Here is a 21,796-nt window from a genome sequence, read left to right as displayed (position 1 = left end):
GCGCTTTGAAAATCACGCTACTGAGCGATGCTGGAGCGCGGACTCACGTTTCGCCTGGCTCTGCTCACGCCGAGAGCGGGTTATTCGAGGTGGCCTTAAGCGGTTTCTTACCCTGGATCAGAAAAAAACTATCGCGATTGTCAATACGAGCAGGCGGGGCGCCAGCATCAGGACGCCGCCGGCTCGGCGATCAGGCGGTGCACCAGCACCGGCTTGGTCGTGTGCGACAACACCTTGTTGGTGACGCTGCCCAGCAGCAGCTGGTTCCAGCCGCTACGACCGTGGGAGCCCATGAAGATCAGGTCGCAGCCTTCCTGCTCGGCGACGTCGACAATCTTGAGCGCCGCCGAATCGGAAAACGCCGTCATGCACTGGCATCGGAGGTTTGCGCTGGCACAGGAGCGCGTGATCTTGCTCATGTATTCCTCGCCCATGCGCCGCATCTGGGCGATGTATTCCTCTTCGCTGGGGTACGAGGGCGGGATGATCTCGACGTACACGGGATACTGGTACTCGGGGGCGACGAACAGGGCCAGCACCTCGGCGCCCATCTGTTGCGCGAATTTCACGCCGGCGCAGGCGGTGTGCTGTGATACGGCCGACCCGTCGGTGGTGATCAGGATCTTGCGGTACATGATGTTTCCTCCTCCTTGGCCACGCACATTCTGACAACTCAGTGCAGGATGGCGATTTCTGAGACGCAACAGTTGAGGTCTATCAAATGAACCAACACTGCTGCGCTGCGACGGGAAAACCGACCTACGATTACAAAATACAACACCCTGCATGTGAAAAGCATCTGGAACGCGACATTTTCATTGTCGCGGAATTAAGTTTCTCTGTCCATTTTGTTGCATTACCTTCTCTGAGATTTACCTACGGCAACCACACTGCTACACTCGCTTCCATTACTCCACCGGACTTTTTACGGCTTTACCGGCCGGTGGATGCAGCAGAACCCGAATTGCAGAGCTGATTGCACATTTAATACATTATGGAGAAGCAGGGATTATGACCGACGCCGCTGACGATTTCGACGCACTTTTCGAGGAAGTGGCGGCGCAGCGCACCAGCGCACCGCCTGCTCCCTCCGCCGCGGCCGAGCCGGCCCCGGCCGCGGCCGGCCACGACGAGGACGACCTGGAGTCCTTGTTCGACCAGGTGTCCGCCAACGCCGCCCCGGCGGTGGCTGCCGTGGCCGTCACTGCCGCCGTCGCGACCGTGGCGCCTGCCGCTGGCGCGCCGGCCACCGGCACGCATGCCGAGGATGGCCAGGAAAGCGGCATGTTCGAACGCCTGGGCGGCATCGTCCGCCTGCTGCACGATTCGCTGCGCGAGCTGGGCTACGACAAGGCGCTGACCGAGGCCTCGTCGCAGATCGTCGACGCCCAGGACCGCCTGGAATACGTGGCCTCCCTGACGGAGCAGGCCGCCAACAAGGTGCTCAACACCCTGGACGAAGGCATGCCGGCGCAGGACCAGCTGCAAAAGCAAGCCAAGGACATGGAAACCCGCTGGGCCGACCTGTTCGAAGGCAAGCTGAGCCTGGACGAATTCAAGGCCCTGGCGGGCGACTCGCGCCAGTTCGCGGCGCTCGTCAACGAAGCGACCGAAGCCGAGCGCGCGCGTCTGCTCGAGATCATGATGGCCCAGGATTTCCAGGACATCACCGGCCAGCTGATCAAGCGGGTGGTCAAGATCACGCAGACCGTCGAGAGCGAACTGGCACAGTTGCTGCGCGATAACGCGCCTCCGGACATCAAGGAAAAGCTGGCCAAGAAGGAGCAGCCTGCGGTTCCCGCGTCGCTGATGCAAGGCCCGTCGGTGCCCGACGCGGCGCTGAACCAGGATAGTGTTGACGATCTTCTTGCCGATCTGGGATTCTAATGGACGATATGCTGAAGGATTTCGTCGTCGAGGCGATGGATCTGGCGGTAAATGTAGAAGAGCACCTGCTGCGCCTCGAACGCGACCCCGACAACAAGGAAACGCTGAACGCGGTGTTCCGGTCGTTCCACACGATCAAGGGCGGCGCCGGTTTCATGGGCCTGCCCGCGCTGGTGGCGGCCTGCCACCTGACCGAGAACCTGTTCGATGCGCTGCGCACCGGCGCCGCGCCGGTGACGCCGCTCGCGATCGAGGCCGCGCTGCAGGCGTCGGGCTTCGTGGCCGACCAGCTGGGTGACCTGAACAACGGCACGCCGCCCGAAGGCCTGGCGCAGATGCCGGGCGACCTCGAGCGCATCCTGATGGACGCGATCGAAGGCAAGGACAGCGCCCCGGCGGCTGCCGCGCCCGCAGCCGCACCTGCACCTGCGCCGGCGGCTGCATCGGCGCCGGTCGCCGCTGTGGCGCCTGCGGTCGCCCCTGCGGTTGGCGCGGGAGCCGCGCCTGCCGCCGGCGAGGACGGCCTGGACTGGAGCGGCATGTACAACGCCGTGGTTCCGACCGCGCACGCGATCGCCGCAACGGCTGCCGCTCCTGCCGCTCATGAGGCAGCGACGGCGGCCGCGGCCGCGGTCGTTGCCGCCGCGCCGGTTGCCGCCGCTGCCCCTGCCGGAAAGAACTGGGACGGCGTCGAGCGCCGCACCGACGGCAAGGCCGCCGCCCCCGCGCCGGCCAAGGACGAAAGCATCCGTATCGATGCGGTCAAGCTCGACGCGCTGCTCGAAGTGGCGGGCGAGTCGGTGCAGGCCGCCAACCAGGCCGCGGTGCTGCTCGAACGGCTGCAGCAGTTCAAGTTCGAGGGCCAGGCCGCGGTGCTGATCGCGACCCTCACCGAGACCCTGGAGCGCGCCTCGCGCTACTCGGCCGAACTGCAGCGCGCGACGCTCGCGACCCGCATGCAGCCGGTGGGACGCCTGTTCCAGAAATTCCCGCGCCTGGTGCGCGAGCTGGCGAAAGACCTCGGCAAGGACGTCGAGCTGACCATCGAAGGCGCCGAGACCGAAGTCGACCGCGTGGTGGTGGACAGCCTGTACGATCCGCTGGTGCACATGCTGCGTAACGCACTGGACCACGGTGTCGAGTCGCCCGACGAACGCGTCGCCAACGGCAAGCCGGCCAAGGCCTTCATCCTGCTCAAAGCCTGGCAGGAAGCCAACAGCGTCATGATCGTGCTGCAGGACGACGGCAAGGGCATGGACCCGATCAAGCTGCGCAAGAAGGCGGTCGACAAGGGCCTGATCGGCGAAAACGGCGCCCAGAGCGACGAAGACGCTTACCAGCTCGTGTTCCTGCCGGGCTTCTCGACCAAGGAAGTGGCTTCCTCGGTGTCGGGCCGCGGCGTGGGCATGGACGTGGTCAAGACCGCGGTCGAGAAGAACCGCGGCGCCATCCGGATTGAAAGCCAATTGGGCAAGGGCACGCGCTTCGCGATCCGCCTGCCGATCGAGCTGTCGATCGTGCCGACCATGCTGGTGTCGACCTCGGGCGCGCAGCTGGCGCTGCCGATGGCCGTCGTCGAGCGCGTGGTCGAGCTGCCGGACGATTTCGCCTGCGTCGGCGGCGCCCCGGTGCTGAAGGACCAGGGCCGCCCGCTGCCGGTGCGTTCGCTGGCGCTGGCGCTGGGCTACGAGGCCGCTTCCGAAAAGGTCGGCATCGTCATCAACGCGCCGCAGCCGTACATCCTGGCGATGGAAGCGGTGGACGGCACGGCCGACCTGGTGATCAAGCCGATGACCGCGCTGTCGGTCGAGGGCATCACCGGCACCGCGCGCTCGGCCGAGGGCGAACTGGTGCTGGTGGTCGGCCTGTCGTTCCTGATGGATGGCTGCCGCAGCAGCGTCAGGCTGGCAGCCTGACGTATAGGGTAGGCCGCCAACCCACTGTCCGCCGCATGCGCCAAAAGCGCAGAGAAAAGCCTGTGTCACCGACGCAGGCTTTTTTTATTTGCATATAGCAAAATCCTTGCAAATATTATTTGCCACGTGATATGGTCGTTGGCATAAACGTGCGCTGCGCCGGCTTGGTGCGGCACTGCACAACTATGGCATAATCGAAAGCCGTCCCGCCTGTCGCACGATGGCGGGGGCGCGCCTCACTTCACCGCAACACTGGATCGACCATGCAAAAAACGCTCTACGACAAACTCTGGGATTCCCATGTCGTGCGTGCCGACGCCGATGGCACCACCGTCCTTTACATCGACCGCCACCTGGTGCACGAAGTCACCAGCCCGCAAGCCTTCGACGGCCTGCGCGAGGCGGGCCGTGGACTATGGCGCGTGTCCGCGAACCTGGCCGTGGCCGACCACAACGTGCCGACCACCGACCGCGCGCAAGGCATCGCCGACCCGACCTCGCGCCTGCAGGTCGAGACGCTCGACGCCAACACCAAGGCCTTTGGCCTGACCTATTTCAACATGAACGACAAGCGCCAGGGCATCGTGCACGTGATCGGGCCGGAGCAGGGCGCGACCCTGCCGGGCATGACCGTCGTCTGCGGCGATTCGCACACCTCGACCCACGGCGCCTTCGGCTGCCTGGCGCACGGCATCGGCACGTCGGAAGTCGAGCACGTGCTGGCCACGCAAACCCTGCTGGCCAAGAAATCGAAATCGATGCTGGTCAAGGTCGAGGGTGAACTCAATCCCGGCGTGACCGCCAAGGACATCGTGCTGGCGGTGATCGGCAAGATCGGCACCGCCGGCGGCACCGGCTACGCCATCGAATTCGGCGGCAGCGCCATTCGCGCGCTGTCGATGGAAGGCCGCATGACGGTCTGCAACATGGCGATCGAGGCGGGCGCGCGCGCCGGCATGGTGGCGGTCGACGACACCACGATCGCCTATGTCAAGGATCGTCCGTTCTCGCCCAAGGGCGAGCAGTGGGAGCAGGCCGTCGCCTACTGGCGCACGCTGCACACGGACGACGGCGCGGTGTTCGACACCGTGGTCGAACTCGACGCGAAAGACATCCAGCCGCAAGTGACCTGGGGCACCTCGCCCGAGATGGTCACCGAGATCGGCGGGCGCGTGCCCGATCCCCGCAACGAGCCCGATCCGGTGCGCCGCGGCGCCATCGAAAAGGCGCTGGCCTACATGGACCTGGCGCCCAATACCCCGATCGGCGAGATCGCGATCGACAAGGTGTTCATCGGCTCGTGCACCAATTCGCGCATCGAAGACCTGCGCGCCGCCGCCGAGGTCGTGCGCGGCCGGCATCGCGCGGCGAACGTGAAGCTGGCCATGGTGGTGCCGGGTTCGGGCCTGGTCAAGGAACAGGCCGAGCGCGAAGGGCTGGACCGCATCTTCGTCGACGCCGGCTTCGAATGGCGCGAACCGGGCTGCTCGATGTGCCTGGCGATGAACGCCGATCGCCTGGAGCCGGGCGAGCGCTGCGCCTCGACCTCGAACCGCAACTTCGAAGGCCGCCAGGGCCAGGGCGGACGCACCCACCTGGTGTCGCCGGCGATGGCGGCGGCGGCGGGCATCGCCGGCCGCTTTGTCGACGTCCGCGCGCTCTGATGCGTGACAGCTGTTGAACTCGTTTTACCGTCACAGGAAGATCATGAAAAAAGCACTCGCTCTGTCCCTCATCACTGTCTTGCTGGCCGGCTGCAACACCATCTCGGGCATCGGCCGCGATGTCTCGAAGGTGGGTCAGGTCGTTACCAGCGCCGGCGGTAGGTAAGAAAACTTGGATCCCCGCCTGCGCGGGGACGACGGGATCCCCGCCTGCGCGGGGATGACGATACTTGGGTCCCCGCCTGCGCGGGGATGACGTTGATTGTGCCCCGCGTGTGCGGGGACGAAGGAAGTTTGATGGATAAATTCACCGTACACCAGGGCCTGGTGGCGCCGCTCGACCGCGCCAATGTCGATACCGACGCCATCATCCCCAAGCAGTTCCTGAAATCGATCCGCCGCACCGGCTTCGGTCAGAACCTGTTCGACGAGTGGCGCTACCTGGACCACGGCGAGCCGGGCCAGGATTGCAGCATCCGTCCGCTCAATCCGGACTTCGTGCTGAACCAGCCGCGCTACGCCGGCGCTTCGATCCTGATGGCGCGCAAGAACTTCGGCTGCGGCTCCTCGCGCGAGCACGCGCCATGGGCGCTGCAGCAGTATGGTTTCCGCGCCGTGGTCGCGCCGAGCTTCGCCGACATCTTCTTCAACAACTGCTTCAAGATCGGCCTGCTGCCGATCACGCTCTCCGAAGAAGAAGTCGACACGCTGTTCCAGGCGGTCGAGGCCAACCCCGGCTACCAGCTCGTGATCGATCTGGAGCGGCAGCGCGTCGGCACCGCGGATGGCAGTCTGTCGTTCGCGTTTCCGATCGACGACTTCCGCAAGTACTGCCTGCTCAACGGCCTGGACGACATCGGGCTGACCCTGCGCCATGCGGACGACATCCGCGCCTTCGAGCAACGCCACGTCGCGGCCCAGCCGTGGCTGACCAACACCATCTGATAGAAAGCAGCTGAATGAAGATCGCGATCCTGCCGGGTGACGGCATCGGCCCGGAGATCACCGCGCAAGCAGTGAAGGTATTGAACGCCCTCGGCGAATCGTTCGAGATGGAAAGTGCGGAAGTCGGCGGCGCCGGCTATGCGGCCCATGGCCATCCGCTGCCGGAATCCACCCTGGCGCTGGCGAAGCAGGCCGACGCGGTGCTGTTCGGCGCCGTCGGCGACTACCAATACGACACGCTCGAGCGCGCGCTGCGTCCGGAGCAGGCCATCCTTGGCCTGCGCCGCGAGTTGAACCTGTTCGCCAACCTGCGTCCGGCGATCCTGTATCCGGAACTGGCCGGCGCCTCGACCCTGAAGCCCGAGGTCGTCTCGGGCCTGGACATCCTGATCATCCGCGAACTGACGGGCGACATCTATTTCGGCAAGCCGCGCGGCGTGCGCGAATGCCCGGACGGCCCGTTCAAGGGCCAGCGCGAAGGCTTCGACACCATGCGCTACGCCGAAGGCGAGATCCGCCGCATCGCCCACGTCGCCTTCCAGGCGGCGAGGAAGCGTGACAAGCGCGTGACCAGCGTCGACAAGGCCAACGTGCTGGAAACCTTCCAGTTCTGGCGCGACATCGTCACCGACGTGCACAAGGAATACCAGGACGTCGCGCTCGAGCACATGTATGTCGATAACGCGGCGATGCAGCTCGTTCGCGCGCCGAAGAAGTTCGACGTGATCGTTACTGGTAATATGTTCGGCGATATCCTGTCGGACGCCGCCGCGATGCTCACCGGTTCGATCGGCATGTTGCCGTCGGCCTCGCTCGACGCCAATAACAAGGGCCTGTACGAACCGTCGCACGGTTCGGCCCCCGACATCGCGGGGCAGGGCGTGGCCAATCCATTGGCGACGATCCTGTCCGCCGCGATGATGCTGCGCTTCTCGCTCGGCCTGATCGAGCAGGCGGACCGCATCGAGACGGCCGTCAAGCGCGTGCTGGCCCAGGGGCTGCGCACGCCGGATATTTTCGAAGCAGGGACCACGAAAGTGGGCACCGAAGAAATGGGCAACGCGGTGGTCGCGGCGCTCGCATAAGGTTTTTTAAAACTCCAAGGGAAGATGATGAAATTAGTAGGTCTGGTAGGTTGGCGCGGCATGGTCGGCTCGGTCCTCATGCAGCGCATGCAGGAAGAAGGCGATTTCGACCACATCGAGCCGGTGTTCTTCACCACCTCGAATCCGGGCGGCGCCGCGCCGAAGATGGCGAAGAACGAAACCACGCTCAAGAGCGCTACCGACATTAACGAACTGTCGAAATGCGAGATCATCATCTCCTGCCAGGGCGGCGACTACACGAGCGAAGTGTTCCCGCAACTGCGCGCGGCCGGCTGGAACGGCTACTGGATCGACGCCGCGTCGACCCTGCGCATGAACGATGACGCAGTCATCGTGCTCGACCCGGTCAACCGCTCGGTGATCGACGCCGCGCTGGCGAAAGGCGTGAAAAACTACATCGGCGGCAACTGCACCGTGTCGTGCATGCTGATCGGCCTGGGCGGCCTGTTCGAGCAGGGCCTGGTCGAGTGGATGACCTCCATGACCTACCAGGCGGCGTCGGGCGGCGGCGCCCAGCACATGCGCGAACTGCTGACCCAGTTCGGCACGATCAACAATTCGGTGAAGTCGCTGCTCGACGATCCGGCGTCGGCCATCCTCGAGATCGACCGCACCGTGCTCGCGACCCAGCATGGCTTGTCAAGCGACGAGACGAAGCAGTTCGGCGTACCGCTGGCCGGCAACCTGATTCCGTGGATCGACAAGGACCTGGGCAACGGCCAGTCGAAAGAGGAGTGGAAGGCCGGCGCCGAGACCAACAAGATCCTGGGTCGCGGCGCGGGCTTCGACAGCAAGGCGATTCCGGTCGACGGCCTGTGCGTGCGCATCGGCGCCATGCGCTGCCACTCGCAGGCGCTGACCATCAAGCTGACCAAGGACGTGCCGCTGGACGAGGTCAACGACATCATCGCCAGGCATAACCAGTGGGTGAAGGTGGTGCCGAACACCCGCGAAGCATCGATGCGCGACCTGTCGCCGGCAGCGGTGACGGGCGGCCTGGGCATCCCGGTCGGCCGCCTGCGCAAGATGTCGATGGGCGGCGATTACCTGTCGGCCTTCACGGTCGGCGACCAGCTGCTGTGGGGCGCCGCCGAACCGCTGCGCGGCATGCTGCGCATCGTGCTCGAGCGCTGATCCCCCTCTGCCTCCACTCGTTGCCTTGAAGGCAACTTGCATGCAACCCGCATATCGAATGCCCCGTCTACGGGGCATTCTGTTTGAAGAAGGCGCATACTCCGGCCATCCGCGTGCGTCGAGACCTTGCGTGCTCCAGAGCATGATGTTATGTTGAGACTCCGGGAAACCGCCTTTCCCTCGGCCAACTCATTTCGCTGCTAACTATGCACTCTTCGCACCAATCTCCGCTCGTGGCAACCGCGCTGAAATCGATCACCGTGGCCGTGGCCAGTGCAGTGTTCCTGACTTCCGCCGCCACTGCGGCCGGGCTGGGGAAATTGACGGTGCTGTCGGCGCTTGGCCAGCCGCTGCGCGCCGAGATCGAGCTGACGGCCGGCGCCGGCGAAGACCCGGCGAGCATGGCGGTCAAGCTGGCCTCGCCAGACGCCTTCCGCGCCGCGAACATCGAATTCAACCCGGCCCTGCTGTCGCTGCGCTTCGCGGTCGAAGAGCGGGGTGGACGCCAGGTGATCCGGGTCAGCTCGACCCAGCCGCTCAACGAGCCGTTCGTCGACATGCTGCTGGAGCTGACCTGGAATAACGGCCGCCTGGTGCGCGAATACACCTTCCTGCTCGACCCGGTCGAGCTGCGCGCGACCCAGCCGGCCCAGGTGGCGGCGGCGCCGCAAAGGCAATCGGCCGCGGCATCCCCGCCGGCCGCCGCTCCGGTCGCCATGCCCGCTCCGGAAAAGGCCGAGCAGGCGCGCCTTGCCGCCGCCCGTCGCGGCGCCGAACGCCAGGCGCGCGAAGCGCAGGCGCGCGCGGTGCAGGACAACTATCGCGTGCGCCGCGGCGATACGCTCGGCGGCATCGCGCTCGACCTCAAGCCGGCCGACGTCTCGCTCGACATGATGCTGGTCGCGCTGTACCGCGCCAATCCCGACGCCTTCATCGGCAACAATATGAACCGCCTGAAGTCGGGCCAGATCCTGAGCATTCCGGATGCCGATTCGGTGCGCGGCGGCTCCGGTCCGGGCGAGGCGCGCGGCGTGGTCGTGGCCCATGCGGCCGATTTCGACGCCTACCGCAACAAGCTGGCCGGCCAGGTGGCCGGCAGCGCGCCGAGCGCCACGCCGCAGGGCGGCCAGAGCGCCAGCGGCCGCGTCACCGCCCGCGTCGAGCAGCAGCCGACCGCCGTCAGCGAAGCGCAGGACAAACTGCAGCTGTCCAAGGCCACGCCCGGCGCGGCCGGCGCGCCGGCCGACGGCACCGCCAGCGTCGAGGATACGGTGGCCAAGGAGCGTGAACTGGCGCAGGCCGAGGCGCGCGTGAAGGAACTCGAACGCAACGTCAACGAACTCGAAAACCTGATGACGGTGCCGAGCCGCGCCGGCGCCGAGGCCGAGCAGGCAGCCGCCGCCGGCGCGGCCGCCGCCACGGCCGCGGCCGCGCAGCCGGCGGCCAAGCCCGCGCCGCGCCCGCGTCCGGCCAAGCCGGCCGCGCCGCCGGAAAAAAGCTTCGTCGACACCATCCTGGACAATATGCTCTATATCGGCGCCGGCGCGCTGGTGCTGCTGCTCGCGGCGCTCGGCCTCGCCCAGCGCCGCAAGCGCAACGCGCAAGCGGTCAAGCCCCTGCCTGCCGAACCGTCGGTGCTGGGCGTGCCCGGCGCCAGCGCCCAGTCGCTGTTCGCCGAAAGCGGCGGCCAGAGCGTGGACACCAACAACAGCGTGTTCAACTCCAGCTTCGCGCCGTCGGCCAGCCAGCTCGACACCAACGAGGTCGATCCGGTCGCCGAGGCCGACGTCTATATCGCCTACGGCCGCGACGCCCAGGCCGAGGAAATCCTGAAGGAAGCGCTGCGCGTCCATCCGGAACGCCATCCGGTGCGCCTCAAGCTGCTCGAGATCTACGCCACGCGCAAGGACCTGCGCGCCTTCGAAGCCCAGGCCCGCGAGCTGCATGCCTTCACCGGCGGCCAGGGCGACGAATGGGCCCAGGCCGCGGTGCTGGGCCTGGCGCTTGACCCGACCAATCCGTTGTATGCGAATGCAGCGCCGGCGTCGACCCCGGCGCCGTCGCCGCAGGAACGCGACCAGCAGGCGATCCTGTCGCAGCAGTTCGAGGACGCCTTCCGCGGCGGCCCGTCGATGGGCGCGGGCGCTGCTGCCGGCCTTGCCGCCGGCGCTGCCGCCGGTGCTGCCACAGTCGCCCTGGCCAAGGACGACGAGGACCGCACGGCCGCGCCGCAGACCGCGCAGCAGGCCGAATCTGCGGCCGACCAGCGCAGCGAAACCCGCAACGACGACAACGCGCTCGACTTCGACCTCGGCGGCCTGACGTTCGAGCCGGTGACGAATGCCGACGCGGCGCCGCCAACGGCCGGCCGTCCGGACCCGGATGCGACCGCCGTACCGGACCTGGAATTCGACATGGCGCCGTTCGCGCCACCGGCCGGCGCGCCGGCTGCAGAGCAGGCCAGGGTTGCATCAAACGCCACCGATCTCGATTTCGACATGGACTTCGACGCCCCGGCGACCGCCCGGCCGGCGGCTGCCACGGCCACGGTCGACGATGACGACGATTTCACGCTCGACCTGTCGCCGCAGCCGCAAGTGCAGGCGACCCCGGTCGACATGGCGGGCCTGGCCAGGGACTTCGAGGGCTTGCCGTCGCTGCCGGGCAGCACAGCGCAGCCGAGCGTGGCGCAGGCCGATCCGCTGCACGACCTCGACGCCATGGATTTTTCCGCGCCCACCATACCGGTGACGCCGGCCGCGCCAGGCCTGGATGAGGCGCCCGCGCGGGGAGCGCCGGCCAGCGTATCGGACGATCCGCTGTTCGACCTCGACACGATGGACTTCGGCGCGCCGGGCGACGCGCCCCCTGCGGGCGGCGCCGAACCGAAGGACTTCGGTGCGCGCGTGGACGATCCGTTCGACGCCTTCGACTTGCCCGAGATCCCGGCCCCGGTGCCGGCGCCGCAGGAAGTGTCGGCGCGCGACGCCTTCGAGCCGGCTTCGGCGCCGGTCGACGACAGGGCCGCGCCGTCGTTCGACCTGGCCGACTTCGACCTCGACCTGCCATCCGAGCCGGCCACGGCACAGCCGCTGGATGTGGCCGGTGCGGGCGCCGAGGCGCCGGGCCAGATGTCGGCCGAGCACATGGAGATGGAAACCAAGCTCGACCTCGCCACCGCCTACCAGGAGATCGGCGACAAGGAAGGCGCACGCGAGTTGCTGGACGAAGTCATCAAGGGCGGCAATCCCGAGCAGGTCGGCAAGGCCAGCGCGATGAGGGAAATGCTGGCGTGACCCGTATCGCTTTGGGTGTCCAGTACATCGGCACCGGTTGGAACGGCTACCAGAAACAGCCGGAACGAAACACCGTCCAGGACCGTCTCGAGATCGCGCTGGAGAAGTTCGCCTGCGTCGCGCTTTCCACGACCTGCGCCGGCCGCACCGACGCCGGCGTGCACGCCATCGAGCAGGTCGTTCATTTCGATACCGACCTGGATCGCCCGGTCCAGTCCTGGGTGCGCGGCGTGAATGCCTTCCTGCCCGAGTCGATCGTGGTGCGCTGGGCCGCCGTCGTGGAGCCCGACGACGAGGGACAGGATTTCCACGCCCGCTTCTCGGCCCGCTCGCGCACCTATCACTACGTGCTCTACAACCATCCGAATCCGTCGGCGCTGCTGGCCAAGCGGGCAGGGTGGGTGTTCCGTCCGATCGACGTCGAGCGCATGCGCGAAGGCGCGCGGCACCTGATCGGCACCCATGATTTCTCGAGCTTTCGCGCCAGCGGCTGCCAGGCGAATACGCCGGTGAAGGACATGCACGAGGTGAGCATCGCGCGCCATGGCGACATCATCGTGTTCACCCTGCGCGCCAGCGCCTTCCTGCACCATATGGTGCGCAACATCGTCGGCTCGCTGATCTATGTCGGCACCGGGCGCCAGGAGCCGGCGTGGATCGGCGAGGTGCTGGCCGCCCGTTCGCGCGACGTCGCCGCGCCGACTTTCATGCCGGACGGTCTGTATTTCGCCAGGATCGAGTACGATCCGAAGTGGAAGCTGCCGCAGGAGGTCAGCGCGCCCCTGCCGTGGCTGTGATCGATTTTCCAGGAACATCCATGCGACGCACCCGTATCAAGATCTGTGGCATCACCCGCGAGCAAGACCTGCGCGCGGCGGTCGCGCACGGCGCCGACGCGCTCGGTTTCGTCTTCTATCCGAAGAGTCCGCGCTACGTCACGCCGGCGCGCGCGGCCGAGCTGTGCGCGATCCTGCCGCCGTTCGTGAGCGCCGTGGCGCTGTTCGTCAATCCAACCCTGGACGAGGTGCGCGCGGTGGCAAGCACGATGCCGCTGGGCCTGATCCAGTTCCATGGCGACGAAACGCCAGAGGAATGCGCCGCGATCGCGGCGGTGGTAGAGCGGCCGTTCGTGCGCGCCTATCGCATCAAGCCTGACACGCCGCCCGCGGCTTTGCTAGAATGTGAATCTGCATACCGCGCCGCCAGTCCGTGGTTCTCGGGCCTCCTGCTCGACACCTGGGTGGACGCCTACGGCGGCGCAGGAAAGGTCTTCGATTGGTCTCTAATTCCAAAAGAGCTCGCGCCTCGGGTCGTTTTGAGTGGTGGGTTGAGCGTACACAACGTCCTTGAGGCGACCGAACGTGTTCGTCCCTTCGCCGTCGACATCAGCAGTGGTGTCGAGGAAGCGAAGGGGATCAAGGATGCCTGCAAGATCGCCGCCTTTGTCGCGGCGGTGCGGGCGGCCGATACCACCATCGAAAGCGAGTCGCACCATGACCACGAAAGACACCATCAACGCCCAGCTTAAAGCTGCGCCCCTGTTCAAGACCCCGGATTACGCCCTGCCCGACGCGGTCGGGCACTTCGGCCCGTATGGCGGCAGCTTCGTCGCCGAAACCCTGTCGCACGCGCTGGCAGAGCTGAACGGGGCCTATGCGAAGTACGCACAGGATCCCGAATTTCTGGAGGAATTCCGCTACGAGCTGGCCCACTTCGTCGGCCGTCCGTCGCCGGTGTACCATGCGCGGCGCTGGTCCGAGATGGCCGGCGGCGCCCAGGTCTATTTCAAGCGCGAAGACTTGAACCACACCGGCGCGCACAAGATCAACAACGTGATCGGCCAGGCCCTGCTGGCGCGGCGCATGGGCAAGCAGCGCATCATCGCCGAGACCGGCGCCGGCCAGCACGGCGTGGCCACCGCCACCATCTGCGCCCGCTTCGGGCTGGAGTGCGTGGTGTACATGGGCCTCGAAGACGTCAAGCGCCAGGCGCAGAACGTGTACCGCATGAAGCTCCTGGGCGCGACCGTGGTGCCGGTGGAATCGGGCTCGAAGACCCTGAAGGACGCGCTCAACGAGGCGATGCGCGATTGGGTCACGAATATCGAAAACACCTTCTACATCATCGGCACGGTGGCGGGCCCGCACCCGTATCCGATGATGGTGCGCGACTTCCAGTCGGTGATCGGCGAGGAGTGCCGCCTGCAGATGCCGGCGATGGCGGGGCGCCAGCCGGACTACGTGGTCGCCTGCATCGGCGGCGGCTCGAACGCGATGGGCATTTTTTACCCGTACATCGGCGAGCCGGGCGTGCAGCTGGTCGGCGTCGAGGCGGCGGGCGAGGGACTCGGTTCGGGCAAGCATGCCGCGTCGCTGACGGCCGGCCTGCCGGGTGTGTTGCACGGCAACCGCACGTATCTGCTGCAGGACGAGAACGGGCAGATCATCGAGACGCATTCGGTGTCGGCGGGCCTGGATTATCCGGGCGTCGGCCCGGAGCACGCCTGGCTGAAGGACTCGGCGCGCGCGCAATATGTGTCGATCACCGATGAAGAGGCGCTGCAGACTTTCCATGACTGCTGCCGCATCGAGGGGATCATTCCGGCGCTGGAGTCGTCGCATGCGATCGCCCATGGCCTGAAGCTGGCGGCGACCCTGCCGAAGGACAAGATCATCCTGGTCAACCTGTCGGGTCGCGGCGACAAGGACATGCACACGGTGGCGCAGCGGATGGGGCTGGATTTCGGCTGAAATCCGGGCGTAGTCCAACCCTGTCCGGCTCCGGTCGCCCTGGCGGCCGGGGCGTCGCACCAATCATTTCAAGGAAAACAGCATGTCCCGCATCGAACCCACTTTCACCGCGCTCAAGGCGCAGAACAAGACCGGCCTGGTGACCTTCATCACCGCCGGCGACCCCGGCCCCGACCTGACCGTCCCGCTGATGCACGCCCTGGTGGCGGGCGGCGCCGACGTGCTGGAACTGGGCGTGCCGTTCTCGGACCCGATGGCCGAAGGCCCGGTGATCCAGCGCGCCTGCGAGCGCGCGCTCAAGTTCAATATCGGCCTGAAGGACGTGTTCGCGTTCGTGCGTGAATTCCGCCAGACCAATGACAGCACGCCGGTTGTCCTGATGGGCTACGCCAACCCGATCGAGCGCATCGGCCAGTCCGAATTCATCCGCTGCGCCAGGGAGGCGGGCGCCGACGGCGCCATCGTCGTTGACTACCCGCCGGAAGAATGCGCCGATTTCGCCGCCGCCATGCGCGACAACGGCCTCGACCTGATCTTCCTGCTCGCGCCGACCTCGACCACCGAGCGCGTGAAGCAGGTGGCCCAACACGGCGGCGGCTTCAGCTATTACGTCTCGCTCAAGGGCGTGACGGGTTCCGGCGCGATCGACACCGACGACGTGGCGCGCCGCGTGGGCGCCATCCGCGAACACGTGAAACTGCCGATCGGCGTCGGCTTCGGCATCCGCGACGGCGCGACCGCCAGGGCAGTGGCGCAGGTAGCCGACGCGGTCGTGATCGGCAGCCGCATCATCCAGGAAATCGAAGCGCACCCGGCAAGCGAAGCCGTCGAAGCCGTCCGCAGCTTCACGTCAGGCATCCGCACCGCCCTCGACGCGCGCTAAGCCGTCAATTAGGGTCAGAGTAGAATTATTGAGCAATTTCTTAGCGAGATATTGTCATTTAATTCGACACTGACCCTTATTGAGCTTACCCGGCAGACATTACCCAACAATGAGGGTCAGAGTCGAATTGTTTGACAACTTTTCGCTCGCCTTCGCATCCACCTTCCCCTGACCTCATATTCATTGTCATCGCGCAAAGGCAGGTTTGCTTCTGCGCTAGTCTCCAGAAAATTGCCTCAAGTAAATTGTGAGTTCAATTTCAAATTCGGGAGGACTCAATGAAGGTTCGCATCAAACACGTCGGCGTCGCCCAGTGCGCCAAGATGATTGCCGGTATTTATTTCGTGATTTCGCTGCCTATCGTTGCGTTGATCCTTCTGGTGGCGATGAGCACGGGAAAGGCCAGCATCGGCATCGGCGGCTTGATCCTGCTTCCTTTCGTATACGCGCTCTTCAGTTACCTCGGCGGACTGTTAGCCGCGTGGATCTATAACCTCGTGGCCGACCGGATTGGCGGTTTCGAATACACGACCGCGGAAATCACGTCCTGAGCCGGCGGCGAATACCTTGCTCTAGAAATATTGGCCAATAATTCGACTCTGACCCTCATTGTTGGGCTATTGCTTGCCATATCAATGTGCGTGACTCTGTCCCTAATATGAACGAAAAGAGTTTGTATTAGAAAAAGAAGGGCGGGGCTCGGTGTCGAGTTATTGGCCAACTCAAAAAGTTGTCAAACAATTCGACTCCGACCCTACTTTGCGGGCGGCGAAGTGGTGATGTCAAACAGGCAATTGGCAGCCAGCTACGATTCGACAAGCCGGGCTTGAGCGGCTACACTACCGCCACTTGAAAGATTTGCCGCAAAGGAGAGAACATGAGTTGGTTGGAAAAGCTGCTGCCCCCTCGGATCCAGCGCTCCGATGCCGCTAACCGCAAGACGATGCCGGAAGGCCTCTGGGTCAAGTGTCCGTCGTGCGAGTCGGTGCTGTACCGTTCGGACATCGAGTCCAATCTGCACGTGTGCCCGAAGTGCGACCATCATATGCGCATCCGCGCCCGCGACCGCCTCGACGCCTTGCTCGATGAGGGCGGCCGCTACGATATCGGCCAGGAGACTCTGCCGGTCGATACGCTGAAGTTCAAGGACAGCAAGAAGTATCCGGATCGCCTGAAGTCGGCCATGGACGCCACCGGCGAAACCGATGCGCTGATCGTGCAGGGCGGTTCCATCATGAGCCTGCCGGTCGTCGTCGCCGCGTTCGAATTCGAATTCATGGGCGGCTCGATGGGTTCGGTCGTCGGCGAGCGTTTCGTGCGTGGCGCGCAAGTGGCGCTCGAGCAGAAAGTACCGTTCATCTGCATCACCGCCACCGGCGGCGCCCGCATGCAGGAAGGCCTGCTGTCGCTGATGCAGATGGCCAAGACCACCGCCATGCTGACCAAGCTGTCCGAAAAGAAGCTGCCGTTCATTAGCGTACTGACCGACCCGACCATGGGCGGCGTCTCGGCCTCGTTCGCCTTCATGGGCGACGTCGTGATCGCCGAACCGAAAGCCCTGATCGGCTTCGCCGGCCCGCGCGTGATCGAGAACACCGTGCGCGAGAAATTGCCAGAAGGCTTCCAGCGCGCCGAGTTCCTGGTCACCAAGGGCGCCGTCGACATGATCGTCGACCGCCGCAAGATGCGCGAAGAAATCGCGCGTCTGCTGGCCCTGCTGCAAAACCAGGCGACCGAAGTCCTGGCCTGATAGACACAAGGGCGACTTCGGTCGCCCTTTCAGCTTGCGCGCCCACGCCGGGCAGCCGAGCAGATCGATTGTATTCACATGTCCCCACTTCCCACCACCTTGCCCGCCTGGCTGGCGCTGCTCGAGTCGCGCCATGCCGAAACCCATATCGACATGGGCCTGGACCGCGTGCGCGCCGTCAAGGAGCGCTTGCAACTGGCCTTCGATTGCCCGGTGATCATGGTCGCCGGCACCAATGGCAAGGGCTCTACCTGCGCGATGCTCGAATCGGTGCTGCTGCAGTCCGGCTACCGCGTCGGCCTCTACATCAAGCCGCACTTTCTCGACTTCAACGAGCGCGCCCGCATCAATGGCGAGATGGCGTCCGATGAAGCGCTCGTCGATGCCTTCAACGCGGTCGAGGCCGCCCGCGCCGGCACCGACCTGACGTATTTCGAATTCACCACCCTGGCTATCGCCCACCTGATCTCCCGGAGCGGCGTCGACGTCGCCATCCTCGAAGTCGGCCTGGGCGGACGCCTGGACGCGGTCAACGTCATCGACGCCGACGTGTCGATCGTCACCAGCATCGACATCGACCATACGTCCTACCTGGGCGATACGCGCGAAAAAATCGGCTTCGAGAAGGCCGGCATTTTCCGCCCGGGCAAGCCGGCGATCTGCAGCGACCCGGTGCCGCCGCAATCGCTGATCGAGCATGCCGAGAACATCGGCGCCGACCTGTGGCTGCTCGGCCGCGACTTCAACTACCAGGGCGACCAGCTGCAGTGGAGCTATGGCGGGCGCAGCCAGCGCCGCAACTCGCTGGCCTATCCGGCCCTGCGTGGCGCCAACCAGCTGCTCAACGCCTCGGCCGCGCTGGCCGCGCTCGAGGCGTTGCGCATGCAACTGCCGTGCGGCGCCCAGGAAACCCGCGCGGGCCTGGCCCTGGTCGAACTGCCGGGCCGGTTCCAGGTGCTGCCCGGCCGTCCGACCCAGGTGCTGGACGTCGCCCACAATCCCCATGCCGCCGCCACCCTGGCCCAGAACCTGGGCAATATGGGCTTCCACCGCTTCACGTATGCCGTGTTCGGCATCATGGAAGACAAGGACATCGACGCCGTCATCGCGCCGATGGCCGGCGTGGTCGATCACTGGTGCGTGACCGGACTCGATTCGCCGCGCTCGGCGCAGCCCGAAGCGCTGGCCGCGAAGCTGGGCGCGCTGCGGCCGGCCGGCGCCAGGGACGACGATTTTTCTGTGAGTAATTTCGCAACGCCGGCCGAGGCCTATGCGAATGCGCTGAGCCGGGCAGGGGAGAATGATAGAATTGTGGTCTTTGGCTCTTTCTACACCGTTGCAGGCGTCATGGCGGCCCGTAAATCGAGTCTTCACTGACCTTCTTCACCCTATTACCTGAACCACATGGGCTTGTTCTCGTTCGGCAATAAAAACAAGCAAGAAACTGTCCGGGACAGTGGGCACTTCGTCAAGGACGACGACGCCGCTTATAGCGAGCGCGCCCGTTCCAAGCGCGCCAGCTCGGCGGGCGAGCCGGGCCGCCGCACCAGCCGCGGCGATCCGATCCTGCCCGAGAAGAAGCGCGCCCGGCGCCGCCTCGTCGGCGCCATCGCCCTGGTACTGGCGGCCGTCGTCGCGCTGCCGATGCTGCTCGATTCCGAACCCAAGCCGCTCGCCACCGACATCGCCATCCACATTCCGGACAAGGACAAGGCGGCCCCGCTGCCGGTGCCGTCCGAGCAGGTGGCGCCGTCGGCCAGCGTCGACAGCGACGAAGAGATCATCGAGCCAGGCGCGGCGGCGCCGGCCAGCGGCCCTGCGGCCGACGCTTCCGCAACCGCCGCACCGGTAACGGCCCCGGCGGCCCCGGCGGCCAGCGAACCGCCGCCGATGCGCATGCTGGAGCCGGCCGCGCCGCCGACACCGGCGCCGATGCCCGAGCCGGTGAGGCCAAAGGCCGAATCGAAGCCCGAACCGAAGCCCGAACCCAGGTCGGCGCCGACACCCGAGAAGAAACCCGAGCCAGTGAAAAAACCGGCCGAGACGCATCCGAAGGCCGAGCAGGTCGCCAAGCCCGCGCCGAAGGACGACGCCGCGCGCGCCATGGCCATCCTCGAAGGCAAGGCGGCCGAGCCGCAGAAGGCGCAAGGCCCGGCGCCGCGCTTCGTGGTGCAGGTCGCGGCCCTGGCCAGCCAGGAAAAGGTCACCGAATTGCAGGAGCGCCTGCGCGGCGCCGGCATCGCATCGTTCACCCAGAAGTCGGGCGAGCTGATCCGGGTGCGGATCGGTCCGTTCAGCAAGGAAGAAGCCGAGAAAGTGCGCGCCAGGCTGGGCGGCATTGGCCTGTCCGGCACCATGGTACCGCTCTGACCCTGACCGAACAGCGTGACGATTTTTGATTATCTGGTGCTGTTCGTGCTGATCGCCTCGGTGGTCATCAGCACCCTGCGCGGCCTGGTCAAGGAAATCCTGTCGCTGCTGGGCTGGATCGTCGCCTTCGTGGTGGCCAATGCCTACGGCGCGCAGCTCGCGCCCTTGCTGCCGGAAGTGATTCCCGGCGCCACGGCGCGCCTGATCGTGGCCTTCATCGCGCTGTTCCTGGGCGTGCGTATCCTGATGGGCCTGCTGTCGCTGGCGATCGGGGCTCTGGTGGAAGCCACCGGCCTCTCGCTGGCGGACCGCGGCCTTGGCGGCTTGTTCGGATTGGCGCGCGGCATTGTAATCGTGCTGGCCGGCGTCATATTGTGTGGGATGACGGACATTCCAAAGCAGGCGTTCTGGCAACAGGCGCTGTTGTCGCCGATCGCCGAGACCGGCGCCCGTACCGTCGAGCCCTTCCTGCCCGCTGCCATGGCGCAGCACGTGAATTTTTGACCAGCATTCCTCAGTCGTAGAAATTTTTCTGTAATCAAGCACTCAAGCTTTTAGGAGCACACCATGTGTGGCATCGTCGGCGTCGTCTCTCACTCTCCCGTCAACCAGTTGCTGTATGACGCACTGCTGCTGCTGCAGCACCGCGGCCAGGATGCGGCGGGCATTGCGACCAATCACAGCAGCATGTTCTCGATGTTCAAGGCCAATGGCCTGGTCCGGGACGTGTTCCGCACCCGCAATATGCGTTCGCTGCAGGGCAACACGGGCATCGGCCACTGCCGCTACCCGACCGCCGGCTCGTCGAGCGAGGAAGAAGCGCAGCCGTTCTACGTCAATGCGCCGTTCGGCATCACGCTGGCCCACAACGGCAACCTGACCAACCAGGTCCAGCTCAAGGACGAGCTGTACCGCAACGACCGCCGCCACATCAACACCGATTCCGACTCCGAGGTGCTGCTCAATGTGCTGGCCCACGAAATCCAGGAAGCGGCCGACGGCTTCTCGCTCGACGCCGACGCCGTGTTCAAGGCGGTCGCCGCCGTGCACCGCCGCGTGCGCGGCGCCTACGCCGTGGTGTCGCAGATCGCCGGCCACGGCATGCTCGCTTTCCGCGATCCGTTCGGCATCCGCCCGTTGTGCCTGGGCGTGAACGAGACCGAGCAGGGCGTCGAGTACCTGGTGGCCAGCGAATCGGTCGCGCTGGAAGGCCTGGGCTTTCGCTTCGTGCGCGACATCGCGCCGGGCGAAGCGATCTTCATCGATGAAAACAACCAGCTGCACGAGCGCCAGTGCGCCGAGAATCCGTCGCTCAACCCGTGCGCCTTCGAATTCGTCTACCTGGCCCGTCCGGATTCCGTGATCGACGGCGCCTCGGTGTACGCCACCCGCCTGCGCATGGGCGAGTACCTGGCCGACAAGGTCGGGCGCGAGATCCCGGTCGACGAGATCGACGTCGTGATGCCGATTCCCGATTCCTCGCGCCCGGCCGCGATCCAGCTGGCGTTGAAACTCGGCGTGGAATACCGCGAAGGCTTCATCAAGAACCGCTACATCGGCCGCACCTTCATCATGCCGGGGCAAGGGATGCGCAAGAAGTCGGTGCGCCAGAAACTGAACGCCATCAGCTCCGAGTTCAAGGACAAGAACGTGCTGCTGGTCGACGACTCGATCGTGCGCGGCACCACCAGCCGCGAAATCGTGCAGATGGCGCGCGAAGCGGGCGCGCGCAAGGTGTTCTTCGCCTCGGCCGCGCCGCCGGTGCTGTACCCGAACGTGTACGGCATCGACATGCCGACCCGCGACGAGCTGATCGCCCACGGCCGCACGGTCGAGGAAGTGTGCCGCGAGATCACGGCCGACCGCTTGGTGTACCAGGACGTCGATGCGCTCAAGCGCGCGATCTCGGATGTCAATCCCGAGCTGAAGAATTTCGAGGCATCGTGCTTCGATGGCGTCTATGTCACCGGTGACGTGACCCCCGAGTACCTGGACCGCCAGGAATCGGCGCGCCACAATCCGACGTCGAAGGATGCCGAGGACAAGGTGCGCACCCTGCTCAACCTGAACCCGCCGGTGGCGGCCGAATAAGGCC

Annotated in this window: 20 protein-coding genes; 19 read left to right on the top strand and 1 reads right to left on the bottom strand. The window is 65.7% G+C overall.

Annotation, left to right across the window (positions count from 1 at the left end; all coding sequences use genetic code 11):
- Positions 1-167: 167 nt before the first annotated feature.
- Entirely contained in the window at positions 168-635 is a 468-nt protein-coding gene (locus ACZ9AQ_RS08785) for a universal stress protein (protein WP_429203374.1), read from the bottom strand.
- Positions 636-721: 86 nt separating this feature from the next.
- On the opposite strand from ACZ9AQ_RS08785, the gene ACZ9AQ_RS08780 reads away from it, so the two are divergent.
- The 19 genes from ACZ9AQ_RS08780 to purF all read left to right on the top strand — a co-directional run bounded on the left by ACZ9AQ_RS08780 (position 722) and on the right by purF (position 21,792).
- Positions 722-976 carry a hypothetical protein gene (locus ACZ9AQ_RS08780; protein ID WP_429203373.1) on the top strand — a complete coding sequence of 85 codons (255 nt, stop codon included), beginning with the start codon at positions 722-724 and terminating at the stop codon, positions 974-976.
- A gap of 35 nt (positions 977-1,011) precedes the next feature.
- Positions 1,012-1,887: a protein phosphatase CheZ gene (locus ACZ9AQ_RS08775; RefSeq protein ID WP_429203372.1), complete on the top strand. Its 876-nt coding sequence runs from the start codon at positions 1,012-1,014 to the stop codon at positions 1,885-1,887.
- Entirely contained in the window at positions 1,887-3,803 is a 1,917-nt protein-coding gene (locus ACZ9AQ_RS08770; RefSeq protein WP_429203371.1) for a chemotaxis protein CheA, read from the top strand. The genes ACZ9AQ_RS08775 and ACZ9AQ_RS08770 overlap by 1 nt, the downstream gene beginning before the upstream one ends.
- Positions 3,804-4,066: 263 nt before the next feature.
- Complete coding sequence (gene leuC / locus ACZ9AQ_RS08765; RefSeq protein WP_429203370.1) at positions 4,067-5,467, top strand: 3-isopropylmalate dehydratase large subunit; 1,401 nt, start codon at positions 4,067-4,069, stop codon at positions 5,465-5,467.
- Between the two features lie 43 nt (positions 5,468-5,510).
- Positions 5,511-5,633, top strand: a complete 123-nt coding sequence (locus ACZ9AQ_RS08760; protein ID WP_147937122.1) for an entericidin A/B family lipoprotein — start codon at positions 5,511-5,513, stop codon at positions 5,631-5,633.
- A gap of 131 nt (positions 5,634-5,764) precedes the next feature.
- On the top strand, positions 5,765-6,412 hold the full coding sequence (gene leuD, locus ACZ9AQ_RS08755) for a 3-isopropylmalate dehydratase small subunit (protein ID WP_429203369.1): 648 nt from the start codon (positions 5,765-5,767) through the stop codon (positions 6,410-6,412).
- A 14-nt stretch (positions 6,413-6,426) separates the two neighbouring features.
- A complete protein-coding gene (gene leuB, locus ACZ9AQ_RS08750) occupies positions 6,427-7,497 on the top strand; it encodes a 3-isopropylmalate dehydrogenase (RefSeq protein ID WP_429203368.1) in 1,071 nt (356 codons plus the stop codon).
- 27 nt (positions 7,498-7,524) lie between these two features.
- On the top strand, positions 7,525-8,652 hold the full coding sequence (gene asd / locus ACZ9AQ_RS08745; RefSeq protein ID WP_429203367.1) for an aspartate-semialdehyde dehydrogenase: 1,128 nt from the start codon (positions 7,525-7,527) through the stop codon (positions 8,650-8,652).
- Positions 8,653-8,885: 233 nt separating this feature from the next.
- Positions 8,886-11,948 carry a motility hub landmark protein FimV gene (locus ACZ9AQ_RS08740; protein WP_429203366.1) on the top strand — a complete coding sequence of 1,021 codons (3,063 nt, stop codon included), beginning with the start codon at positions 8,886-8,888 and terminating at the stop codon, positions 11,946-11,948.
- The gene (gene truA / locus ACZ9AQ_RS08735) at positions 11,945-12,745 is read left to right on the top strand and encodes a tRNA pseudouridine(38-40) synthase TruA (RefSeq protein WP_429203365.1); all 801 of its coding nucleotides are present in this window, start codon (positions 11,945-11,947) and stop codon (positions 12,743-12,745) included. The genes ACZ9AQ_RS08740 and truA overlap by 4 nt, the downstream gene beginning before the upstream one ends.
- A 20-nt stretch (positions 12,746-12,765) precedes the next feature.
- The gene (locus tag ACZ9AQ_RS08730) at positions 12,766-13,476 is read left to right on the top strand and encodes a phosphoribosylanthranilate isomerase (protein ID WP_429203364.1); all 711 of its coding nucleotides are present in this window, start codon (positions 12,766-12,768) and stop codon (positions 13,474-13,476) included.
- Positions 13,442-14,698, top strand: a complete 1,257-nt coding sequence (trpB, locus tag ACZ9AQ_RS08725; protein ID WP_429203363.1) for a tryptophan synthase subunit beta — start codon at positions 13,442-13,444, stop codon at positions 14,696-14,698. The genes ACZ9AQ_RS08730 and trpB overlap by 35 nt, the downstream gene beginning before the upstream one ends.
- Before the next feature lie 82 nt (positions 14,699-14,780).
- On the top strand, positions 14,781-15,581 hold the full coding sequence (gene trpA / locus ACZ9AQ_RS08720) for a tryptophan synthase subunit alpha (RefSeq protein ID WP_429203362.1): 801 nt from the start codon (positions 14,781-14,783) through the stop codon (positions 15,579-15,581).
- A 278-nt stretch (positions 15,582-15,859) separates the two neighbouring features.
- Positions 15,860-16,132 (top strand): hypothetical protein, encoded by a 273-nt coding sequence (locus ACZ9AQ_RS08715; RefSeq protein WP_429203361.1) that lies wholly within the window; start codon positions 15,860-15,862, stop codon positions 16,130-16,132.
- Between the two features lie 326 nt (positions 16,133-16,458).
- On the top strand, positions 16,459-17,331 hold the full coding sequence (accD, locus tag ACZ9AQ_RS08710) for an acetyl-CoA carboxylase, carboxyltransferase subunit beta (protein ID WP_429203360.1): 873 nt from the start codon (positions 16,459-16,461) through the stop codon (positions 17,329-17,331).
- Positions 17,332-17,409: 78 nt separating this feature from the next.
- Entirely contained in the window at positions 17,410-18,708 is a 1,299-nt protein-coding gene (gene folC / locus ACZ9AQ_RS08705) for a bifunctional tetrahydrofolate synthase/dihydrofolate synthase (RefSeq protein WP_429203359.1), read from the top strand.
- A 27-nt stretch (positions 18,709-18,735) separates the two neighbouring features.
- On the top strand, positions 18,736-19,701 hold the full coding sequence (locus tag ACZ9AQ_RS08700; protein WP_429203358.1) for an SPOR domain-containing protein: 966 nt from the start codon (positions 18,736-18,738) through the stop codon (positions 19,699-19,701).
- A 15-nt stretch (positions 19,702-19,716) separates the two neighbouring features.
- Positions 19,717-20,205: a CvpA family protein gene (locus ACZ9AQ_RS08695; RefSeq protein ID WP_429203357.1), complete on the top strand. Its 489-nt coding sequence runs from the start codon at positions 19,717-19,719 to the stop codon at positions 20,203-20,205.
- Between the two features lie 63 nt (positions 20,206-20,268).
- Positions 20,269-21,792: an amidophosphoribosyltransferase gene (gene purF, locus ACZ9AQ_RS08690; RefSeq protein ID WP_429203356.1), complete on the top strand. Its 1,524-nt coding sequence runs from the start codon at positions 20,269-20,271 to the stop codon at positions 21,790-21,792.
- The last annotated feature ends 4 nt before the right edge of the window (positions 21,793-21,796 follow it).

The sequence above is a fragment of the Massilia sp. UYP34 genome (assembly GCF_056279385.1).
This window is presented reverse-complemented; position numbering and strand designations above follow the sequence as displayed.